Here is a 15,663-nt window from a genome sequence, read left to right on the forward strand (position 1 = left end):
ATCGCGTCGGGTGGGGCCGCGGCTTATTCCGATGTGCGGGCCGAATTGCCGAGGTTGTCGTGCATCTCGCGGATCCACCATTGCGCCGATGAGCCGTCCTCGATGAACCGCATGTGCGTCGCCATCATGGTCAATGCGGCATCGTCGGGCGCCAGCAGTCGCTTGGCGTAGGTGGGGAGGTCGGGCGCCAGGTCCAGGAAATCGAACCCGTCGTGGTCGAACAGGACCACGTGCCCGGCGTTCTCCCCGGCGGTGGGTATCAACAGGTAGTTGCCGGTATGGGGCTCTTCGCCCACCACCAGCGCTTCGTCCACCCAGTCCGGCAGGTACTCTTCCCGCTCGCGGTCGTCCAGGTGCCCGGTCCATGCGCTGAAGTGCGCATGCAGCGTGTCCCATTGCCCGGGCGCGGCGACAAGAATGGCGGCCTCGCCGCTGTGGGCGTCGGCGTAGAACAGCACGCTGCCGAATGTGTCGTAGAAATCCTGCAGGCCGGGCAGGGGAGGCACGGTGCGGCCCGCCTGCGGCGGTTCGATCCGGTGGCGGAACGCGATGGACTTCCTGGATGCCGGATCGGAGATTTCCTCGCACAGGAATTCGCCGGAATGGGCAGCGATGGCGAGTTCCAGTTCCGTCAACTTCATGCCCGATCCCCGTGTCGTTCCTGTGCTGGCGATTGTCCGATGGCAATGCCCTGGCCGGCCAGTCCCGATGGCCGGGAGGCGCGGCGGCAAGCCGGCCAGCCGCGGCTATCGATCCCGCCCGGACCGGCTCGCGTCGGCCGAAGCCGGCGCGTCCACGCATTGCGCCACGCAGCGGAACCAGGCCGCCGCCGCCGGGTAGTCGACCGTCATCACGAAGTGCCCCAGGGCATTGCCGCCGAGCGCGCCTTCCACCCGCGCGGCCATCATCCCCGACATGAACCGGTGGAAGTTGGCGTCGGGGCGATGGGTGAACCACACCGGCCCGATGCGCTGGCCCGCCAGTTCGAGCGACGGCACTTCGATCATCGCCGAGCCGGTTCCCGCCTGCGCCTTCTCGATCACCCGCCACTCCGGATGCGCCTGGCGCCAGGCGCGGAACAGCGCGTCGGAGATCATGCTGGTGGCGCGTTGCGCCGGCAGCCCGTCATCCAGCGCTGCCAGCGCCGCCGGCGCCAGCACGGTCATCGCGCCGGTATCCAGCAGCAGCGGCACGGGATGGCCGTCGATCGTCGCGGTGATGCGGGGAAAGCTGTTTTCCCGCGCACCCCTGGCGTCGGTCCTGAACTGCAGCGGCACCCGGACCGCGTCCGCGGGCGCCTGCCAGCCGGCCGGTTCGAGCCGCAACCGCTTCCCGGGATAGTCCCAGGTCCACACCCGGCTCCCGAACCAGGCCTGTCCCAGCATGCCGTCGTCGTCGCGGGTACCCGGCAGCTCACCGGCCGCGCCGGTCGGCATCACCAGCAACGACGTGTCCGCCTGCAACGGCGCCGGGATGCCGGCGGCCGTGAGCAGTTCCGGCCACGGCGTTGTCCGCGTATCCGGCCCGAGCTCCTCGACGAGCCCGGCCGGTGCGTCGTCGGTGTGCAACCGCAACCGCTCGACGGCGGCTTGCCGCAGGAACATGCCGCCTCCGGTATCGGTGTAGAGCAGGAGGTCGCCGGCTTCGCCCGGCACCTGCAGGTAGACGAGACCGGATTCGAAGCGGGCCGGCAGCTCGGCAGCGGCGGCAGTCGCAAACGTGCAGGCAGCGACGATGGCGAAGAGGGCGCGGGGGAAATGCAATGGCATGTCCGTCTCCTGGTGGCTTGGTCCGATGTTGATGCGTGCGCCGGCGAGCGTCATCGGCTCCAAGTCATTGTGTCGATGGTCATGGCGATGCAGCGGTGGCGGGCCTCCGTGGCAAGGGGCGCAGGGCGCTTGTCCGCAACGGTGCGGCCGAATGGGGGTGGTTCCGCCCGGTCCGGCCGGAATCGATTACCGCCGCCGGGCGCATGGACAGGGGACGGAACGGTGCCTGCCGGCGGCCAGGCGTGGACGTCGACGCCCGGGACGCGCCGGCCCGCCTATGGCGCCGCCTCGGTGACGAGCAGCAGTACGCAACTCTCGTCGTCCAGCATGTGCACCAACCGCATGCCGGGATTGCCCGCCATCCGCAGCAGGCCGGCAACGCCCGCGGCCCCGGAAGTTGTCGTTGCCGGGCCGCCATCCCGGGCGAGCACATGGACAGCGGCCTCCAGTTCGGCATCGGATACGCTCATCCCGCGCACCCCATGACGGCGCAGTGTCTGCACGGCCGGAGCCGATGCCAGGCCGCAGGCCAGCATGGTGGCCGTGGTCCGCAGGTCGCCACCGACAAGCCGGGGATGCCCGTACTCGAGCGCGGCGGCCACGCACGACGCACGCTCGGGTTCCACCGTCAGCAGTCGCCCCCGCCAGCGCCAATGCTTGGCCAGGCCGCGCGCCACCGCCGCGGCCAGGCCGCCCACGCCGGCCTGCACGAAGCAATGCGAGGGCTTGCCGCCGATGTCTTCCCGGAACTGCGCCGCCAGTTCGCGGGCGATCACCGCGTAGCCGTCCATGACATCGGCCACGACGATATCGGACGGATCGCCGGACGTATCCGGTATCAGCAGCCCCATGCCGGCGGCTTCGGCGCGCCTGGCCATCTGCACCGCATCGTCGTAGGTGCCATCGACCCGGATGACCCGGGAACCCAGGCCCTCGATGCGTGCGGCGCGTCGGTCCGACACCTGGATGGGCAGGTATACGCAGGCCCGGGTTCCGGCGTGGTGCGCGGCCGCGGCGACCGCGAGCCCATGATTGCCTTCGCTGGCGCACAACAGCGGCGGCAGGTCCTGTTGGCAACGCACCTGGTCCAGCGACCGCAGGCCGGCGTGGCGGGCCAGGGCGCGAAGGCCCGCACAGAAGCCACCGAGCGATTTGAAGTTGCCCAAGGGCCGTTGGTTCTCCAGCTTGACCAGCACGCGGCCGACGCCGGCACGATCGGCCAACGCCGGCAATTCGATCAGGTCGGTCGGGCGGTATGCCGGCCACAGGGCCTGCGGGTGGAAGTCCAGGGTAGAGAGTCGAGTGTCCATGCCGCCTACTCTGCACGCACCCTCATGCCGCCAGGCCGCGGATTACACCGGTTCCGTGCGGTTTGGCGGCGTCTTGCAGGCTCAATCCGCCGGCAGCGCCGGAATGGGAATGGACAGTCCGCGCTTGACCACGCTCAGGGCGACGTTGGTCGTGAAGCGGGACACATTGGGGTTCTCGCTCACCAGCCGTCCCATCAGCGTGTCGTAGGACTCGGTGTCCGGCGCGGCGACCACCAGCACGAAATCGCTCTCGCCGGTGACATAGAACGCCTGCTGTATGTGCTCCTGCGCGGCCAGCCAGCGGCGGAGCTGGTTCAGCAGCTCGGGCCGTTCGCGCTCGACCTGCAGCGACACGATGAAGAAGGTGGGGCGCCCCAGCGCGGCGGGATCGACCACGGCGACCTCGCGTTCGATGACGCCGGCCTCGCGCATCCGTCGAAGGCGACGCTGGATCGACGAGGGCGACAAGGGAACCTGCGCGGCGAGCTGCTCGGCGGAGGCACCGATATCGTCCTGCACAAGGCGCAGCAGCTGTCGGTCGTAGCGGTCCAGTTCCATGCGGCCACTTTACGCCAGGCGCGTGCGCGGAAACGGCAACAAAGGGCCGCAGATTGCGGCGTGGCGGCAGCAAGGTGCAGCCAAGATGTGCTCCCCGCCGAACCTGCACGACCTACTGATGAAGCTGCCGGACCTACAGAAGAACATCGACACCGCCTGGGACAGGAGCATCCTGCCGACCCTGCTCGACTACATCGCCATTCCCTGCCTGTCGCCGGCGTTCGACGCCCAGTGGGCCAGCGCGGGCCACATGCAGCGCGCCCTGGAGCTGCTGGCGGGTTGGGCACGCGGGCAGTTGGCCGACATGCCCGGTGTCTCGATCGAAGCGCTGCGCCTGCCCGGCAGGACGCCGGTGCTGCTGGTCGATATTCCGGGCAGCGGCGATTCCACGGCGCTGATCTATGGCCACCTGGACAAGCAGCCGGCCATGGATGGCTGGACGAACGGCCGCAGCGCCTGGAGTCCCCGGCTGGAGGGCGACCGCCTCTATGGCCGCGGCGGAGCCGACGACGGCTACGCGCTCTTCTCGGCCGTGGCGGCGATCAAGGCGCTGCACGAACATGGCGGGGAGCGGCCCCGCTGCCTGATCCTGATCGAGGCCAGCGAAGAATCGGGCAGTCCCGATCTGCCGGCCTATCTGGATTTGCTCGCCCCGCGATTGGCGGCCGTTTCGCTGGTCGTCGCGCTGGACGGCAGCTGCGGCAACTACGATCAGCTCTGGACCACGACGTCGCTGCGCGGCCAGGTGGCCGGGACGCTGGAAGTACGGACGCTGGAGTCGGGCGTGCACTCCGGCGATGCCTCCGGCGTGGTGGCGTCCAGTTTCCGGATCGCGCGGCATCTTCTCTCCCGGATCGAGGATCCGCAGACCGGCGAGGTGGTGCCGGCCTTCCATGTCGGGATCCCGGAAGCGAGGCGGCGGGAAGCATGCGCCGCCGCCGGTTCGCTGGGCGGCAGGCTCGACACCGCATTGCCCATCATCGCCGGCTTGCGCCCGGTCCACCCCGAGCCTCCCGAAGTCGTGCTCAACCGCAGTTGGCGCCCGCAACTGGCCGTGACCGGGCTCGACGGCCTGCCCGGCACCGCGCACGCCGCGGCGGTGATGCAGCCGGCCACGCGACTGAAAGTCAGCCTGCGGCTGCCACCGACCCTTGATGCGGAAGCGGCTTCGCAACGCCTCAAGGCGATCCTGGAGGATGCGCCGCCCTATGCCTGCCGCGTCGGTTTTTCGCTGGACATGGTATCGCCCGGCTGGAATGCGCCCGCCACGCCGGCGTGGTTGCAGCGCAGCCTGGACAACGCATCGCAACAGGCCTTCGGCCGGCCCGGTGCGGCCATCGGTGGCGGCGGCGGCATCCCGTTCCTGTCGATGCTGGGCCGGCAGATCCCCGATGCGCAGTTCGTCGTGACCGGCGTGCTCGGCCCGCTGTCGAACGCGCATGGGCCCGATGAATTCCTGCATCTGCCCACCGCGCGGCGACTGACGGTGGCGCTGGCGTTGCTGTTGCACGACCTGGAACGGACGCCCGACGGCGGTCTCGATCCGGTTGCCCCGACTTCCCACCCCGATGGAATGGTTCCATGAGACTGCTCTACCAGACGCATTCGCCCTACGCCCGCAAGGTGCTGGTCTTCGCCCACGAAACCGGGCTGGCGGACCGGATCGAAGTCATTCATCACGAAACCAGCCCGACGCTGCGCAACGAGGATGTCTTCTCCCGGAATCCGCTCGGCAAGGTTCCGGTCCTGTTGCGTGACGGGTTGCCGCCGATCTTCGAGTCCGACGTCATCTGCGCCTGTCTGGACACGTTGCATGGCGGCCGGCCGCTCATCCCGCCGGCCGGGGAGGCGAGGTGGAAGACGCTGCAGGTGCAGGCCGTGGCGCAGGGCATTGCCGATGCCGGGATCGCCGTGCGCTGGGAGACGGTGCGGCGGCCGGAGGCGCTCCGTTATCCGGCGCTGCGCGATGGCTACATCGACAAGCTGGCCGCAAGCTACGACTGGCTCGAGCGCGAAATGGACGTGGATGGCGCGATGGATGTCGGCCACATCGCGGTTGCGACAGCGTTGAGCTGGATCGAATTCCGGGCGCTTCCGGATTTTCGCCACGAGCACCCGCGGCTGGCCCGCTGGTTCGATGCGTTCGGGGAGCGGCCGTCCATGCGCGCAACCGGGCTGGCAGGGGATACCCACGACTGACCGGCGTTCGCGGATCGGGTCCGCCCGTGGGGGCGTACACGTCCGTGCGACACGCCGGGCAGGCGCAGTCGCGGCGGGGTGGTCGCCCGATCCGGGCGGCCCGGTGACGCCTACCAGTCGATCGTCCCGCGGATCACCGTCTGCACCTGGCCTCCGGACCAGACGTCGCCGTTCCCGTCGATGCGCAGTGCCAGCTGCGCGTCGTGGCCGACTTCGCGGCCCTGGCTGACGACGTAGCGGCGGTCGCGGCCGGGCAGGGCGTCGCGGCTGTCCAGCCAGGCCGCCAGCACCGCGTTGGCGGCGCCGGAGGCCGCATCCTCGAAGCGGCGGCCGTTGCCGACGAAGGCGCGCACCGCCAGGTCGTGCGGTTGCCCGGCCGCGGCGCGGGCATGGGCGAACACGCCCATGCTGCCGGTGCCTTCGGCCAGCGCGGCGATGGCGTCCCAGTCGGGAGAGAGGCCGCGCAGCGCGGCTTCGTCGGCCAGTTCCAGCACCCACCAGCGGCGGCCGCCGTCCATCAGCGCCGGCGGCAGCGTGCCGAGCGGCCAGCCGGCGATGGCCGGTTGCAGGCGGGCGTCATCGGCGGCGACCACTTCGGCCACGGAGGCGCGCGGGGTGCGGATGGCGATGCTGCGCACGCCCTCGCGCTCGTCCACGCGCAGCGGCAGCAGGCCAGCCACGCCTTCCTGCACCAGCACGCCGTCGCGCGGCAGCGCCAGCCCGGCCTCCAGCACGGCGTGGGCGCTGCCGACGCTGGGGTGGCCGGCGAACGGCACTTCCTTCTGCGGGCTGAACATGCGGATGCGGTAGCTGGCTTCCGGGGTGGTCGGGGCGAACAGGAACGTGGTTTCCGGCAGCCGGGTCCAGCGGGCGATGGCCTGCATCGCGGCATCGTCCAGGCCGTCGGCGTCGAGCACCACGGCCAGCGGGTTGCCGGTGCCGGGGCGGGGAGCGAATACATCCAGTTGCAGGAAGCGGCGGGCGGTCATCGATGCGGTCCGTAGGGAAAACAGGGGCGGGGGCTCACCACTCGATCCGGCCGTCGATGACCGGCTGCACGCTGCCGCCGATCCACACCTGGCCATCGTCGTCGACCTGCACGTGCACCTCGCCGTTGCGGCCGCGTTCGCGGCCCTGGCTGGCGAGGTACTGCTGGCCGCGCTTCAGCCGCCCCTGTTGCAGGAGGTGCGCTGCGACCAGGGCGTTGGCACTGCCGGTCACCGGATCCTCGTCGATGCCCACGCCCGGGGCGAAGGCGCGCACCACGTACTGGTAGCCGACGTCGGGACGGTCGGCCGGGGCGAACACGGCGAGCTTGCCGCTGCCGGGTAACGCGGCGATGGCGGCCGGTTCGGGCCGGTAGCGGCGCAGCTCGGCTTCGCTGCGGGCTTCGAGCAGGCACCAGTCCGGGCCGTTGTTCCACAGCGCGGGCGCCTGCCCGGGATGGGCCAGTGCGGCCAGGCCGGGCGGGAGCTCGCCGAGCGCGCACTCGCGCCGGGTCGCCTGCGGGCTGCGCACGTGCAGCTGCCGGAACCAGCGGCCGCCCTGCACGCGCACCGGCAGCAGGCCCGCGGCGCATTGCTGGGTGAGCCGGCCTTCTTCGTCCGGCGTGGCCAGTCCCAGTTCGACCGCGGCCCAGGCCGCGCCCACGCTGGGATGGCCGGCGAACGGCAGTTCCGACTTGGGGGTGAAGATGCGGATGCGGTAGTCGGCGCCCGCGTCCGGCGGCAGGAAGAACACCGTCTCGGACAGGTTCAGCCACGCCGCGATGGCCTGCATCGCAGCGTCGTCCAGGCCGTCGGCGTCGACCACCACGGCCAGCGGGTTGCCGGTGCCGGGGCGGGGGGCGAAGACATCCAGTTGCAGGAAGCGGCGGGAAGCCATGGCGGTCCGTGTGCGTCGTGGAAGAGGGGCGCGCAGCTTAACAACCGCCGCGGCGGACGGGGATGGTTCCGGCGGCAACCTTCCCGGTGCCGACCCTGGCGGTCATGGAACGCCGGGGTTGGCATAGAATCGGGGGTTCCGCCCGGTGCGCCGGGTCTTTCCCCACCCTCGAACCCCCTAGACCAATGCCTGCTTCCCCAATCGGCGACCGTTGGGTCGTACTCAAGTTCGGCGGCACCTCGGTGTCGCGTCGTCATCGCTGGGACACGATCGGCAAGCTGGCAAAAAAACGCGCGGAAGAGACCGGGGGCCGCGTGCTGGTGGTGGTATCGGCGCTGTCCGGCGTGACCAACGAGCTGACCGCCATCGCCGATGGCGCCGCCGACAGCCGCGAGCGGGTGGCGGCGCTGGTCGCGCGCCACCACGAGTTTCTGGCCGAACTGGAACTGGATGCGGAAGCGGTGCTGGGCGAACGCCTGGCCGCGCTGCAGGCGCTGCTGGACGACCCGCGCGCGGCCTCGCGTCCGCTGGACTGGCAGGCCGAGGTGCTGGGGCAGGGCGAACTGCTGTCCTCCACCCTGGGCGCGGCCTACCTGCACGCCAGCGGCCTGGATTTCGGCTGGATGGACGCGCGCGAGTGGCTCGACGCGCTGCCGCCGCAGCCCAACCAGAGCGAATGGTCGCAGCGGCTGTCGGTGAACTGCCAATGGCAGGCCGGGGACGACCTGCGCGGCCGCTTCGGCGCGCAGCCCACGCGCATGCTGATCACCCAGGGCTTCATCGCCCGCCATGCCGACGGCGGCACCGCCATCCTCGGCCGCGGTGGCTCGGACACCTCGGCGGCGTACTTCGGCGCGCTGCTCGGCGCCAGCCGGGTGGAGATCTGGACCGACGTGCCGGGCATGTTCAGCGCCAATCCGCGCGACGTGCCCGATGCGCGCCTGCTGACCCGGCTGGACTACTACGAGGCGCAGGAAATCGCCACCACCGGCGCCAAGGTGCTGCATCCGCGCTCGATCAAGCCGTGCCGCGACGCCGGCGTGCCGATGGCGATCCTGGACACCGAGCGCCCGCACATGCCGGGCACCAGCATCGACGGCACCGCGGCGCCGGTGCCGGGGGTCAAGGCGATCAGCCGCCGCAACGGCATCGTGCTGGTGTCGATGGAAGGCATCGGCATGTGGCAGCAGGTCGGCTTCCTGGCCGACGTGTTCAACCTGTTCAAGAAGCACGGGCTGTCGGTGGACCTGATCGGTTCGGCCGAGACCAACGTCACCGTGTCGCTGGACCCGTCCGAGAACCTGGTCAACACCGACGTGCTGGCGGCGCTGTCGGCGGACCTTTCGCGGATCTGCAAGGTCAAGGTGATCGTGCCGTGCGCGGCCATCACCCTGGTCGGCCGCGGCATGCGCTCGCTGCTGCACAAGCTGTCCGACGTGTGGGCCACGTTCGGGCGCGAGCGCGTGCACATGATCTCGCAGTCGTCCAACGACCTGAACCTGACCTTCGTGATCGACGAGGCCGACGCCGATGGCCTGCTGCCGATCCTGCACGCCGAACTGATCGACAGCGGCGCGATGCCGGTCGAGGAGGGCGAGGTGTTCGGCCCGCGCTGGCGCGAGATCATCGGCAGCGTGCGCCCGCGCGAGACCCCGTGGTGGCGCGGCCAGCGCGAGCACCTGCTGCGGCTGGCCGCCGCCGGCACGCCGCGCTACGTCTACCACCTGCCGACGGTGCGCGCCCGCGCCCGCGCGCTGGCGGCGATCCCGGCCATCGACCAGCGCTACTACGCGATCAAGGCCAACTCGCATCCGGCCATCCTCGAGGCGCTGGTGCAGGAAGGCTTCGGCCTGGAATGCGTGTCGCACGGCGAGCTGAAGCACGTCTTCAACGTGTTGCCGGAACTGTCGCCGCGACGGGTGCTGTTCACCCCCAGCTTCGCGCCGAAGGCCGAGTACGAGGCCGCGTTCGCGCTGGGCGTGACCGTCACCGTCGACAACGTGGAAGCACTGCGGCGCTGGCCGGCGCTGTTCCGCAACCGCGAGCTGTGGCTGCGGGTGGACCTGGGCCGCGGCGAGGGCCACCACGCCAAGGTCCGCACCGGCGGCAAGGACTCCAAGTTCGGGCTGCCGGTCGCGCGCGTGGACGAGTTCGTCGATGCCGCCACCGAGCTGGGCAGCCGCGTGGTCGGCCTGCACGCGCACCTGGGCAGCGGCGTGGAGACGGCGCAGCACTGGCGGCTGATGTGCGACGAACTGGCCGGCTTCGCGCGCCGCATCGGCAGCGTGGAGACCATCGACATCGGCGGCGGCCTGCCGATTCCCTACAGCGCCGAGGACGAGCCGTTCGACCTGGCGTCGTGGGCGGCCGGCCTGGCCGAGGTGAAGGCGGTGCATCCGGCCTTCCGGCTGGCGATCGAGCCGGGCCGCTACCTGGTGGCCGAGTCCGGCGTGCTGCTGAGCCACGTCACCCAGGTGATCGAGAAGGAGGGCATCCACCGGGTCGGCCTGGACGCGGGCATGAACGCGCTGATGCGCCCGGCGCTGTACGACGCCTGGCACGACATCGAGAACCTCAGCCGCCTCGATGCGGTCGCCGACGGCATGTTCGACGTGGTCGGCCCGATCTGCGAGTCGTCCGACGTGTTCGGCAAGCGCCGGCGCCTGCCGCTGTCCACCGCGCCCGACGACGTGGTGCTGGTCGCCGACGCCGGGGCCTACGGCTATGTGATGGCCAATACCTACAACCAGCGCGAGCTGCCGCGCGAGGACGTGATCGAATGAACCCCCGGCTGGAATACGCGCTGTTGGCCGGTGCGCTGGCGTTTACGCTGGCCGTGGCGGCCGGACTCCTGCTCGATTTCCGGATGAAGAACGACTTCCTCTGGCAGTTGGGCGCGATGGCCGGTGTCGCCGCGCTCTTGTCGGCGGCCTGGGTCGGCGGTTGGCGCTGGCTGGTCGATGCCCGGCGCAGGGGCTGGCGGCTGCTGGGCATGGTGTTCTTCACCGTGCTGGTGGCGATGGCGCTGTTCTTCCCGTTGTGCATGGGGCTGCTGGCCATCCTCGATTCCACGGGATTCGCCTTGCTGCAGCAGGCCGAGATGGCCGCGGTGTTCGTCGTGTTCGCCGCCTACCTCGGCACGCTGCCGGCGATGCTGTTCACCACGCCGCTGGCCTGGCGTTTCCTGCGCCGCCGCGAGCGCCGGGCGGTGGCATGAGACTGGCAATTTTTTTCGCTGCCGCTATCGTGCGCGGCGCGTTCCGACCCGGGTGGAGACCTGAGCAGCATGTTTGATCGTGATTCCATCGCCGTGTTCCGCTTCGTCCGCTGCGAGTTCGCCGCCGACACCGGTGTGGCGCGTCTGGTCTACGCCTTCGACGACGGCCCCGAGCTGGTCGAGACGGTGACCATCCCCGGCGCGCCGTTCGTGCTGGAAGGCGAACGCGCCGCCGCGGCGCAGCGCGCCCTGCAGCTGCTGCACCTGATCGCCGGCGTCAGCTACTACAAGGCGGCGGTGCCGGCGCAGGTGGCGATCGACGGCTACGCCATCGATGCCGGTACCGCGGCGCTGGTGGAGAGCATCTACCTGCACGGCCTGGGCGAATTCGCCTACCGCAACGGCCTGGACCTGCACGGGCGTTTCCGCCTGCCGGTGGCCGCGCAGGCGGCGCAAGCGCCGTCGCTGGGCCTGCGCGAACACGCGCTGGTGGCGATCGGCGGCGGCAAGGATTCGCTGGTCAGCATCGAGGCGCTGCGCGCGCTGGGCATCGAGCAGACCGTCACCTGGATCGGTGGCTCGCAGCTGATCCGCGCCTGCGCCGAGCGCACCGGCCTGCCGATGCTCAACATCGGCCGCGCGCTGGCGCCGGAGCTGTTCGAGCTCAACCGCCAGGGCGCCTGGAACGGCCACATCCCGGTCACCGCGGTGAACTCGGCGATCATGGTGTTCGCGGCGCTGGTGACCGGCGCCGGCCAGGTGGTGTTCTCCAACGAACGCTCGGCCAGCTACGGCAGCCAGATCCCCGGCACCGGCGAGGTCAACCACCAGTGGTCCAAGGGCTGGGCGTTCGAGCAGGCGTTCGGCGGGCACGTGCAGCGGCACGTGGCCGCGGACCTGCACTACTACTCGTTGCTGCGGCCGCTGTCGGAACTGGCGGTGGCGCGCCAGTTCGCCCGGAGCGATTTCTACGACGCGCATTTCTCCAGCTGCAACCGCAACTTCCACATCCTCGGCGAGCGCCCGGTCAACCGCTGGTGCGGCGTGTGCCCGAAGTGCCATTTCGTGTTCCTGGCGCTGGCGCCGTTCATGCCCAAGACGCGGCTGGTGCGGATCTTCGGCCGCAACCTGCTGGACGACGCCGAACAGGCCGGCGGCTTCGACGCGCTGCTGGAATTCCAGGACCACAAGCCGTTCGAATGCGTCGGCGAAGGCCGCGAATCGCGCGCGGCGATGGCGGCCCTGGGCGCGCGCCCGGAGTGGAAGGAAGACGTGCTGGTGAAACGCTTCATCGACGAGATCCAGCCGCAGCTGGAGGCCTCCGAACTGCGGATCGAGCCGCTGCTGGTGCCGGAAGAGGGCGAGCACCGCATCCCGCCGGCGGTCTGGGAGCGCCTGCGTGCGAATTTCGCAGCTTGACGGCAAGCGCGTCGCGCTGTGGGGCTGGGGACGCGAGGGACGCGCGGCGTTCCGCGTCCTGCGCCAGCGGCTGCCCTCGCTGCCGCTGACGCTGTTCTGCCCGGAAGGCGAAGCCGATGCGGCGCGCGCGGAAACCGCCGGCGCGCTGACGGTCCGCTCGGACGTCGACGGACAAGCGTTGGCGGCGTTCGAGATCGTCATCAAGTCGCCCGGCATCAGTCCCTATGGCGAGGCCGCGCGCCACGCCGCCGCGCAGGGCACGCAGTTCGTCGGCGGCACCTCGCTGTGGTTCAGCGAACACGCCGACAGCGACGGCGTGGTGCGCGACACCGTGTGCGTGACCGGCACCAAGGGCAAGAGCACCACCACCGCGCTGCTGGCGCACCTGCTGCGCGCCTCCGGTGCGCGGGCCGGCCTGGCCGGCAACATCGGGCTGCCGCTGCTGGAGGTGCTGGACCCGCAGCCGGCACCCGACTACTGGGCGGTGGAACTGTCCAGCTACCAGACCGGCGAGGTCGCGCGCAGCGGTGCGCACCCGCAGGTGGCACTGGTACTGAACCTGTTCCCGGAACACCTGGACTGGCACGGCGGCGAGGCGCGCTACATCGAGGACAAGCTGGCGCTGGTCACCGCCGCGGCCCCGCGCATCGCCGTGCTCAACGCCGACGACCCGCACCTTGCCGCGTTGTCGCTGCCGCACAGCGAGGTGCGCTGGTTCAATCGCGCCGACGGCTGGCACATGCGCGGCGAGGTGGTCTACCGCGCCGGTCAGGCCGTGTTCGACACCGCCAACACGCCGCTGCCGGGCCGCCACAACCGCGGCAACCTGTGCGCGGTGCTGGCCGCGATCGAGGCGCTGGGGCTGGACGCGGTGGCGCTGGCGCCGGCGGTGCAGGATTTCCGCCCATTGCCCAACCGGCTGCAGACCCTCGGCACGCGCGACGGCATCACGTTCGTCAACGATTCGATCAGCACCACGCCCCATGCCAGCCTGGCCGCGCTGGAGTGCTTCGCCGGCCGCCGCATCGCGCTGCTGCTCGGCGGCCACGACCGCGGCCTGGACTGGCACGACTTCGCCGCGCACATGCGCGAGCGGGTACCGGTGGAAATCGTCACCCTGGGCGCCAACGGGCCGCGCATCCACGCGCTGCTGCAACCGCTGGCCGAGGAGGGGCGCTTCGGCCTGCATGCCGCCACCGACCTGGCCGAGGCGGTGCGGATGGCCCGTGCCGCGCTGGGCGTGCAGGGCGGGGTGGTGCTGCTGTCGCCCGGCGCCCCGAGTTACGGCGCCTACCGCGACTATGTCGCGCGCGGCCGCCACTTCGCCGAGCTGGCCGGCTTCGACCCGGATGCGATCAGCGCCATTCCCGGGATCGGCATCGCCTGACGCGCGCCTGGCCATGCGGCCCGGCGTCGGGCCGGGCCGGTGGCATGCATGGACGGAGGCGGATCCACTGGATTGCGTGGCGGTTGCGATGCCCGCCCGTGGCCGCGGCGCGGGAATCGATGCGGGACGAGCCGGAGCGCACTGGCGCAGCCGCGCGAGCGATCGGTGGCGGTGCTTCTCATTCGTACGCGTCGACGAAGGCGAACTCCCCGTCGATCAACATCCGCAGGTAGTCGTCGAAACTGTCGGCGATCACCCGGTAGCTGTCCGGGTCGTGCAGGTAGCGCACCACCTGGCCGACCTTGCCGGCGGCGGTCGGATGGAAGTCGATGTACAGCTGCGAGGTGCCGCCGTTGTTCATGCAGTGCGAGAAGCACAGCCGTTCGCCCATCTCCAGGTCCGGGTCGATGCCGGCTCCGAGCAGCTCCGCATCCTCGTCCAGGTACTTCCCGTAGATGCCGCGGATGCTGTCGCGGTACTCCCGCGCGTCCTCCAGGATCTGCTCGACCGAACGCAGGTAGTACGGATATTCGAACACGTCCGAGCCCAGCACCAGCACCGTCACCGTGCCGTCCGGATAGTCCTGGAAGTGGGTGCCGCCGATCTTTCCCAGCAGCTCGAGCAGGCTGGCCGGGCACAGCGGGTAGCGTTCCAGCAGCCGCTGCAGCGTGTCCGCCGCGGCGCCGCGGGCGAGCGCCAGTTCGGCGAGGTCGTCTTCGTTCAGGGCGGCCCGCAGGCCGGCCAGGTAGGTGTCCACCAGGGTCATGGCCCGGATTCCTTTCGTGGTGAGGTCGCTCTGGAATGGTGACAGGCCCGGGAGCATGCAGGAAGCCCGCGGCATCGACATCCCTCCACGCCGTCGCGCCTACACTGGCCGTCCTTTCCCGGTGGAGCGAGCGCGATGGGCAGGCTTTGGACATGGGGCATGGCGGGACTGATGGGGCTGGCGGGCTTTCCGGCGCTGGCGGCGATGCAGGTCGAGCCGGTGGAATGGGAACACGACGGCACCCCCTTCAGCGGGGTGCTGGTCTATGACGATGGCGACAGCGACAAGCGCCCCGGACTGGTGATGGTGCCCAACTGGAAGGGCGTCAACGACTCGGCGGTGGAGAAGGCCAAGGCGATCGCCGGCGACGACTACGTGGTGCTGGTGGCCGACGTCTACGGCAAGGACGTGCGCCCGAAGAACGATGCCGAAGCCGGCCCGGTGGCCAAGGCATTGCGCGACGACCGCCCGCTGCTGCGCGCGCGCGCGCTCAAGGCGCTCGAGGTGCTCAAGGCGCAGGCCGGCAAGGCGCCGCTGGACAGCGCGCGCATCGGCGCGGTCGGTTTCTGTTTCGGCGGCACCACCGTGCTGGAGATGGCGCGTGCGGGTGCGCCGCTGGCCGGCGTGGTGAGCCTGCATGGCGGTCTCGCCACGCCATTGCCGGCGAAGGGCGAACTCGGTGTGCCGCTGCTGGTCCTCAACGGTGCCGACGACCAGGGCGTCACCCGGGAGGACATCGCCGGCTTCGAGCAGGAAATGAATGCGGCCGGGGCCGACTGGCAGTTCGTCAACTTCAGCGGGGCGGTGCACTGCTTCGCCGAGGCCGACGCCGCCAATCCGCCGGGCTGCGTCTACCACGAGCGTTCGGCCAGGCGTGCATTCCGGATGATGGACGACTTCTTCGAGGAGCGGTTCGGCGATTGAGCGCCGCCCGGCCGCCCCCGTCGTTCCGTGCGGGCGGGAAGTTCCTGGATCACCGATGCGCTGGTCGCCCAGCGGCTTTCGTCCCGGAAACGCATCGGTACTGGTTGACCGGCCTGCCGGCTGTTGAAGAGCGTTCTCCGCCTGCGCGTGGACGACGGAAGGTTCCGTACCAGCCGCCCTGGAGCGGAGACGGCACTCCATCGCCGCAGGCCTTCGCGGCGGCGACAGCC

14 protein-coding genes are annotated in these 15,663 nt (G+C 70.6%); 7 read left to right on the plus strand and 7 right to left on the minus strand.

Annotated features, from left to right (window positions below):
• Positions 1-23: 23 nt before the first annotated feature.
• The 4 genes from OK345_RS06820 to OK345_RS06835 form a co-directional block, all read right to left on the minus strand.
• Positions 24-641: a hypothetical protein gene (locus OK345_RS06820; protein WP_265127169.1), complete on the minus strand. Its 618-nt coding sequence runs from the start codon at positions 639-641 to the stop codon at positions 24-26.
• 105 nt (positions 642-746) lie between these two features.
• Entirely contained in the window at positions 747-1,823 is a 1,077-nt protein-coding gene (locus tag OK345_RS06825; RefSeq protein WP_265127170.1) for a pepsin/retropepsin-like aspartic protease family protein, read from the minus strand.
• A gap of 221 nt (positions 1,824-2,044) precedes the next feature.
• The gene (locus tag OK345_RS06830; protein WP_265127171.1) at positions 2,045-3,079 is read right to left on the minus strand and encodes a pyridoxal-phosphate dependent enzyme; all 1,035 of its coding nucleotides are present in this window, start codon (positions 3,077-3,079) and stop codon (positions 2,045-2,047) included.
• An 81-nt stretch (positions 3,080-3,160) separates the two neighbouring features.
• Positions 3,161-3,637: an Lrp/AsnC family transcriptional regulator gene (locus tag OK345_RS06835; protein ID WP_265127172.1), complete on the minus strand. Its 477-nt coding sequence runs from the start codon at positions 3,635-3,637 to the stop codon at positions 3,161-3,163.
• Positions 3,638-3,755: 118 nt separating this feature from the next.
• Here OK345_RS06835 and OK345_RS06840 point away from each other — a divergent pair, with 118 nt between their 5' ends.
• Together OK345_RS06840 and OK345_RS06845 are read left to right on the plus strand one after the other, a co-directional pair.
• Positions 3,756-5,222 carry a M20/M25/M40 family metallo-hydrolase gene (locus OK345_RS06840; protein ID WP_265127173.1) on the plus strand — a complete coding sequence of 489 codons (1,467 nt, stop codon included), beginning with the start codon at positions 3,756-3,758 and terminating at the stop codon, positions 5,220-5,222.
• Positions 5,219-5,836, plus strand: a complete 618-nt coding sequence (locus OK345_RS06845) for a glutathione S-transferase family protein (protein WP_265127174.1) — start codon at positions 5,219-5,221, stop codon at positions 5,834-5,836. The genes OK345_RS06840 and OK345_RS06845 overlap by 4 nt, the downstream gene beginning before the upstream one ends.
• 110 nt (positions 5,837-5,946) lie before the next feature.
• On the opposite strand, the gene OK345_RS06850 is transcribed toward OK345_RS06845, so the two are convergent.
• Together OK345_RS06850 and OK345_RS06855 are read right to left on the minus strand one after the other, a co-directional pair.
• Complete coding sequence (locus OK345_RS06850; protein ID WP_265127175.1) at positions 5,947-6,825, minus strand: PhzF family phenazine biosynthesis protein; 879 nt, start codon at positions 6,823-6,825, stop codon at positions 5,947-5,949.
• Positions 6,826-6,859: 34 nt separating this feature from the next.
• On the minus strand, positions 6,860-7,720 hold the full coding sequence (locus tag OK345_RS06855; protein WP_265127176.1) for a PhzF family phenazine biosynthesis protein: 861 nt from the start codon (positions 7,718-7,720) through the stop codon (positions 6,860-6,862).
• A 185-nt stretch (positions 7,721-7,905) separates the two neighbouring features.
• Here OK345_RS06855 and OK345_RS06860 point away from each other — a divergent pair, with 185 nt between their 5' ends.
• The 4 genes from OK345_RS06860 (at position 7,906) to murD (ending at position 13,743) form a co-directional block, all read left to right on the plus strand.
• Positions 7,906-10,503 (plus strand): bifunctional aspartate kinase/diaminopimelate decarboxylase, encoded by a 2,598-nt coding sequence (locus tag OK345_RS06860; protein ID WP_265127177.1) that lies wholly within the window; start codon positions 7,906-7,908, stop codon positions 10,501-10,503.
• Positions 10,500-10,937 (plus strand): hypothetical protein, encoded by a 438-nt coding sequence (locus OK345_RS06865; RefSeq protein WP_265127178.1) that lies wholly within the window; start codon positions 10,500-10,502, stop codon positions 10,935-10,937. The genes OK345_RS06860 and OK345_RS06865 overlap by 4 nt, the downstream gene beginning before the upstream one ends.
• 69 nt (positions 10,938-11,006) lie before the next feature.
• Positions 11,007-12,356 carry a UDP-N-acetyl-alpha-D-muramoyl-L-alanyl-L-glutamate epimerase gene (gene murL, locus OK345_RS06870; RefSeq protein WP_265127179.1) on the plus strand — a complete coding sequence of 450 codons (1,350 nt, stop codon included), beginning with the start codon at positions 11,007-11,009 and terminating at the stop codon, positions 12,354-12,356.
• Positions 12,337-13,743, plus strand: coding sequence for a UDP-N-acetylmuramoyl-L-alanine--D-glutamate ligase (murD, locus tag OK345_RS06875; protein WP_265127180.1), 1,407 nt, complete (start codon positions 12,337-12,339; stop codon positions 13,741-13,743). The genes murL and murD overlap by 20 nt, the downstream gene beginning before the upstream one ends.
• 178 nt (positions 13,744-13,921) lie before the next feature.
• Here the strand turns inward: murD and OK345_RS06880 are convergent, their stop codons facing one another.
• Positions 13,922-14,509, minus strand: a complete 588-nt coding sequence (locus OK345_RS06880) for an SMI1/KNR4 family protein (protein ID WP_265127181.1) — start codon at positions 14,507-14,509, stop codon at positions 13,922-13,924.
• A 135-nt stretch (positions 14,510-14,644) separates the two neighbouring features.
• On the opposite strand from OK345_RS06880, the gene OK345_RS06885 reads away from it, so the two are divergent.
• Positions 14,645-15,433, plus strand: coding sequence for a dienelactone hydrolase family protein (locus OK345_RS06885; protein WP_265127182.1), 789 nt, complete (start codon positions 14,645-14,647; stop codon positions 15,431-15,433).
• The last annotated feature ends 230 nt before the right edge of the window (positions 15,434-15,663 follow it).

The sequence above is a fragment of the Xanthomonas chitinilytica genome, from assembly GCF_026107455.2.
Taxonomy (GTDB): domain Bacteria; phylum Pseudomonadota; class Gammaproteobacteria; order Xanthomonadales; family Xanthomonadaceae; genus Stenotrophomonas; species Stenotrophomonas chitinilytica.